This window comes from Bradyrhizobium sp. LeoA1Lang (assembly GCF_055413685.1).
Genome location: NZ_JBVAPG010000306.1, coordinates 1 through 4,717 on the forward strand (window position 1 = coordinate 1; position 4,717 = coordinate 4,717).

At 59.5% G+C, this 4,717-nt stretch carries 8 protein-coding genes and 1 pseudogene; 4 read left to right on the plus strand and 5 right to left on the minus strand.

Going from position 1 to position 4,717, the window contains the following annotated elements:
* Window positions 1-221: 221 nt before the first annotated feature.
* From ACZYOF_RS42290 to ACZYOF_RS42310, 5 genes and pseudogenes are all read right to left on the minus strand, one after another.
* Window positions 222-896, minus strand: coding sequence for a hypothetical protein (locus ACZYOF_RS42290; RefSeq protein WP_130584089.1), 675 nt, complete (start codon window positions 894-896; stop codon window positions 222-224).
* 427 nt (window positions 897-1,323) lie between these two features.
* A complete protein-coding gene (locus ACZYOF_RS42295; protein WP_463719444.1) occupies window positions 1,324-1,548 on the minus strand; it encodes a hypothetical protein in 225 nt (74 codons plus the stop codon).
* A gap of 86 nt (window positions 1,549-1,634) precedes the next feature.
* Window positions 1,635-1,991 carry a hypothetical protein gene (locus ACZYOF_RS42300; protein ID WP_130584087.1) on the minus strand — a complete coding sequence of 119 codons (357 nt, stop codon included), beginning with the start codon at window positions 1,989-1,991 and terminating at the stop codon, window positions 1,635-1,637.
* A gap of 41 nt (window positions 1,992-2,032) precedes the next feature.
* Window positions 2,033-2,203 carry a hypothetical protein gene (locus tag ACZYOF_RS42305; RefSeq protein WP_463719445.1) on the minus strand — a complete coding sequence of 57 codons (171 nt, stop codon included), beginning with the start codon at window positions 2,201-2,203 and terminating at the stop codon, window positions 2,033-2,035.
* A gap of 341 nt (window positions 2,204-2,544) precedes the next feature.
* A pseudogene (locus ACZYOF_RS42310) lies at window positions 2,545-3,239 on the minus strand (transposase); the annotation flags it as partial.
* A gap of 18 nt (window positions 3,240-3,257) precedes the next feature.
* Between ACZYOF_RS42310 and ACZYOF_RS42315 the strand changes: the two are divergent.
* The 4 genes from ACZYOF_RS42315 (at window position 3,258) to ACZYOF_RS42330 (ending at window position 4,367) form a co-directional block, all read left to right on the plus strand.
* Entirely contained in the window at window positions 3,258-3,419 is a 162-nt protein-coding gene (locus ACZYOF_RS42315) for a hypothetical protein (protein WP_463719446.1), read from the plus strand.
* A gap of 30 nt (window positions 3,420-3,449) precedes the next feature.
* Complete coding sequence (locus ACZYOF_RS42320) at window positions 3,450-3,650, plus strand: hypothetical protein (protein WP_130584085.1); 201 nt, start codon at window positions 3,450-3,452, stop codon at window positions 3,648-3,650.
* A gap of 35 nt (window positions 3,651-3,685) precedes the next feature.
* Window positions 3,686-3,814 carry a hypothetical protein gene (locus tag ACZYOF_RS42325; protein WP_463703292.1) on the plus strand — a complete coding sequence of 43 codons (129 nt, stop codon included), beginning with the start codon at window positions 3,686-3,688 and terminating at the stop codon, window positions 3,812-3,814.
* Window positions 3,815-4,109: 295 nt separating this feature from the next.
* A complete protein-coding gene (locus ACZYOF_RS42330) occupies window positions 4,110-4,367 on the plus strand; it encodes a hypothetical protein (protein WP_130584425.1) in 258 nt (85 codons plus the stop codon).
* Window positions 4,368-4,717 lie beyond the last annotated feature (350 nt).

Sequence of the window (4,717 nt, forward strand, 5' to 3'; positions counted from 1 at the left end):
GTGTGATGGGCACTCCGCGACGTCCCCAGTCCCTCCGATCCTGCGAGCAATGACGCAACCTCAGACCGGCCGACAGTCGGCGCTACGTCCGTCAAGCGAAAGTAACATCCTCAGATGAGGCAATACGATCGTCTGAATTCGGCGCTCATGATCGCGCGAAATCGCTGCTCATCATCAGTGAAATATGCAGCTGTCGGCCCGGCGGCGTCTCAAATCGCGTCTCAGCGCCTGGCGATAGGGCTGCACGGCGCGCTGCAGCGTCCGCTTGGCGCGACGAGGGTGGCGGTCAGGATTTTCTTCGCCTCCTGCGGCGCGAAGCCCTTTCGCGGCGGCTCCTTCTGCTCTTTCTCCCTCTCGGCGTTCTCCGAGGCGTCCTCGTCGCGGACACGGATGCCGAGGAAGGGGTTCTGGTCGAGTTTGCGGCGCTCGACCATGAAGCCGGCGGTGGCGGAAAGCGCGGCGATCCACACCTTGCGTATGCTGTCTCGTGGAATCTTCTTCGCGATGAGGTGGTCAACCCAATCGTATCCGTCCGACGTCCTGATCCGCTTCAGGTCGCGGTGGCGGACGAAGTCGCAGAACTCCTTCACCTTTGGGCGCCAGCGGCATGCCGTGCGTCCGGCCGGTCCCCCCTTGAGTCCGCCTTTCGCGGCATACTCCTCGAACGCCGCCACGAAATCGAGCGCCGGCGTCGAGCGGGCCGGGATCTTCGACAGATCCGTGATCTTCTCGTATTCCCCGACGCGGGCGTGCTCGACGTCCGAGGCAGCTTCGCGCCTTGCCTGGACCAGGAGCGGGACGAGGCGCTCGACATTGGCCGGGGACGCCTCGTAGCCCCCGCTCTGCAGGAGATCGATGGCGTCTAGCTGGAGCGATTCCTCGTCGCCCAGCGCCATCCTGAGCTTGCTGAAGCCGGTCGGCGGTTCCGGCATCCAATGATCGCGAATCCGGGTGTGTTCTTCCCGGCGAAGGGCGTGCAGGTGGACGTCTGATCTGACTGGGCAGAGCGGACATACTCTGCCCCTCTTTTTTCGGCGGGTTCGGGCCATATGCGGAAGTGGTATAGGTCCCGAACGGCATTGTGCGACCCGTGAACGGCTCCACTAAGCCATGTATGCGCGAAAATCCGTTGCAGTGGAGGTCCGCCGCTCATTCCTGGCCCGCGGCGGATAGCTCCGCGCTGCTCCAGCTTTGTAGGCTGCGCTGACCGTGGTAATCGCCTTCACTGAAACACGATCCGCCAGCCTGCGTAGCGTTGGGACATTCCCGAACCACACTCGGCTCTGACGGCCTCAAGGCATTGCCTTGTTTTTGGAGTAACAATCATGTTGATGCCAATCTCGCTGAATGGCTGCGCCCAAGCAGCTTCTTATCGCGAGTCGGCAATAACCCGCGCTCATAAGCAAGCTTGTAGGCGTATCCGGCCGTTAGTCCGTTGCTCATCGCAAGTTCGGTTCCTTTGACGGGATCGCCTAGATAAGCATCCAGGATTTGCTCGCGAATTTCTTTGGTGATCCTGTTGCGGCTATTCCATCTTCCAGTTGTCATTTGGCGCCTTCTTATGCAAAGCAATACACGGCATCGGACGCGTTGGAGCTAGTGGGCGGGAACTGCTGATCGCCCTGCGCTCGCGATCAGCTCATGCTCCCCGGCATGAAGCAGCGCGCCTTCGGGTGACCATTTAGGAGGTAAGGCCAGACCATCGTACGGCCAGCGCGGTTCGGTCCATCCACGACAGCGTCGTTCGGAACATCAATCCACTCGCCATCAATGCGTACGCGATAGTGACCATCCTTAGTTTCCCAATCGGCGTCATCAACGCGCTTCGCATCGCTGCCATCGCAGCAGGGCCCTTTGCCGCTGTGCAAGCTCTCATACCAACTGTTCAACTCAGGGTGCTGATAATCGTGGGCGCGGGCGTGACCGATTGTAGAAATCGGCAGCACGACAGTGAATACAACAAGCGTTGCATGCCAAATGTGATTGTTCATCTCGCACCCAATCCCGGGATCTCTCTGTGCAGTCAGGAAATTCATCCATCCGCATCGACATGCGACGCTTTCTTAGCTCGCCGATTGAAGTCGTCGGCAAGGGCCTTGAGCTGACCCGCAATCGCTGAGTCGGTCATGGTTTGGGCGGCGCGGAGCAAAGTCTGTGCTGTCCCTAAAGATTCCTTGGCTCGTTGTGAGATCTGGACCGTCATGAAGCCCTCGCGCGGTTCTCGGGCAGCTGGTCGAAGGCGGTTTGGAGCCAGCTCACCCAATTGCGGTCACTTTCCCTGCGAGTTCTGAAGCGATCGACGCACTTCTTGGAACAAAGCGGGGTTCGCCACGAGTAGTGCCGGACGAGACCAAACTTGCCATCACACACTGCGCATCGCGCAACACTGCCAGATCTAAAATTATCGGAGCAATGGGGCATCGTAGTCTCCTCTTGGCACTATCGTCGCTGTTCGTCGATCATCCTTTTCCACCGTCGCACTGCATGGGCCTGTGCGCTTTTCCTACGCATGCAGCCTAGTCTAGGACGATCGCGGTCAGCCGCTCAATTGAACGTGGGTAATGCGCCGGCCATCCAAAGGGGCCAGGGAATGATACGAAGGTTTAGGGAGCGCGCCCCTAAGCCGACCACTTCCGCAACGGGGGTGAACTCGTCACGCGCGCCGTTTGGGCCCCGTAAACGTAGGCGGTCGAGCTTGAGAAATGCGCTTAAGGTGCGCGAACAGCATCTCGATCTTTTTGCGGAGCCGGCGCGAAGTGCCTCCCTCCCATGATCTTGCGATCTGGCGCGCCATGTCGCGAGCGCCTTCGTAGATCGACCTTGGCACTCTCCGGGATGCCTGCTTGGGCAGCACCGGGGCTTCAATGCGCATCGATCGCAATCGCGCTTACTGGCGAGGTAAAGCATCGTGGCATCATCGTCACCAGCGCTCCGGTCGTGGAGAGGATTTTGCCGCCGGGACAGCGATAGACGTCTCCTGCATGATCATAGGTGAAGTCCTCGCGCGAGAAGATCCCGTCCGTGCGGGCCGACTTGTCGAACACTGTGACGTGGGGCTCGATCCCGTGCTCGTAGACCAACCAGCCAAGCATCTCGGCCGAGCCATAGGCGCTGTCACCGAGGAGCCGGCTCGGATAGAGATCGAACCGATCGATCGAGCGCTCAATCATGCGCTTGGCGGCCAACACCTCTGGCTGCCTGATTGCCGTGGTCGCCTCGACATCGACGATGATCGCGTTCTGGCGAGGCAGATAGTCTTGCACAACGACGTCGTGCACAAGATCGGTCGGGCCGACATCATCGCGGCGCTGGCCAATCTTGGTGAAGATCGACCGCGCCGCATCATCGAGATCATGAACGGCCACACCGACGTCGGTCTGGCAGACATCTTCTTTCAGACCGTGCTGAGCTGGGGCTGACCGTGATATATATGCGAGGGCGCGGCAGCGATGGCGCTGAACCTTGGCAGCTTTGATCGGATGACCGATCAAACGAAAGCTTGGCGGCAGGGAAGGCTTTGGGATGTCCCGGGGACAGACGCTGAGCAGGACGACTGTGACCGCGAGGAGGCCGACACCGGAATCGGCGACCATGACGGCCTGCTGGAGCAGGTCGGGACGCAGGACTGGCAAGCTACGGTGATGGCATGAAGGCGCCCTTAGACCTGATTAGGGAGGCGTCGGTCATGGTTGAATTGCTTGCGGTCCTCCTCGCCGCGCCCGATGCAGACACCGCCATAGACGGAATGCATCAGGTCGTGCTGGAGGTCAGAGAGCGCCTCAATCTGATCAAGGAGCACCTGGAATGCTCCTGATCCGGCTGTTGATCATGCGCTACCGGCTCAGACTGGCGCGGTGGGCGATCCGGGGAAGCCTGAGGCTCGCTGAGCTTCACATTTGGCTTGCCCCGAGGAGGTGACCTAGGGGGAGCGTCCGGCGCCCTGGGAAATTTACGGGTGGCCCGCCGGTTAACGCCGGCAGCCCACTCTGCTACAATCCACAAGTGATCGGCAGCTCTCGGCATCGCGTTGGTTGATGGCGGTGCCGAGGGCCCGGTACTTTTATGCATTATTGTCCCGGGCGCGAGGCATCCCGCTCACAACGGAGGTCATGCCCAAATTCTCATTGTCAGGTATGGTACCCGAAATGGTTAGGTTGATTTTGATTGTTTCCGTTGCTTTGGCTCTGGCCGCGGGCGCTGGACAGGCTCAACAGGGCGCGCCTCGCAAAGGCTCCCCTCAAAAGTTGGAAAGATGCAAGCAGCTCGCTACCGAACGTGGTTTCTCAAGCGCGGGCGGACAGATGAAAGGACAAGGTCGCGCAAAGAAAGAGTTCGTGATCGCCTGCATGCAGGGGAAGCAAAGCTGAGCAATCGCTTAACCTGCTAACGATCCTTCGGCCTGGTTCGCGCCTGCGGGTCGTTTTGTTCTCGCTTTGCAGCGTTCTAGGAGATGAACAATTTGTGGTTGGCGTCGTTCTGGTCTGATGAAACTGTACTATTTTGACATCCGACAAGGTGACGAGACTTTCCCTGATGAGGAAGGTCTGGAACTCTCAAAGAAGGCGCGCAGGAAGAGGCGGCCCCGCTCGCGAGGGTGTCAGAAAGAATGTGTAAGCAGGTTTCTGTGAGTTTACCTTACCGAGGAGACTCACATGACGACCGACACGACGATTACACCTGAACTGCTGGATCAACTGCTTGCTAACTATGAGAAGCC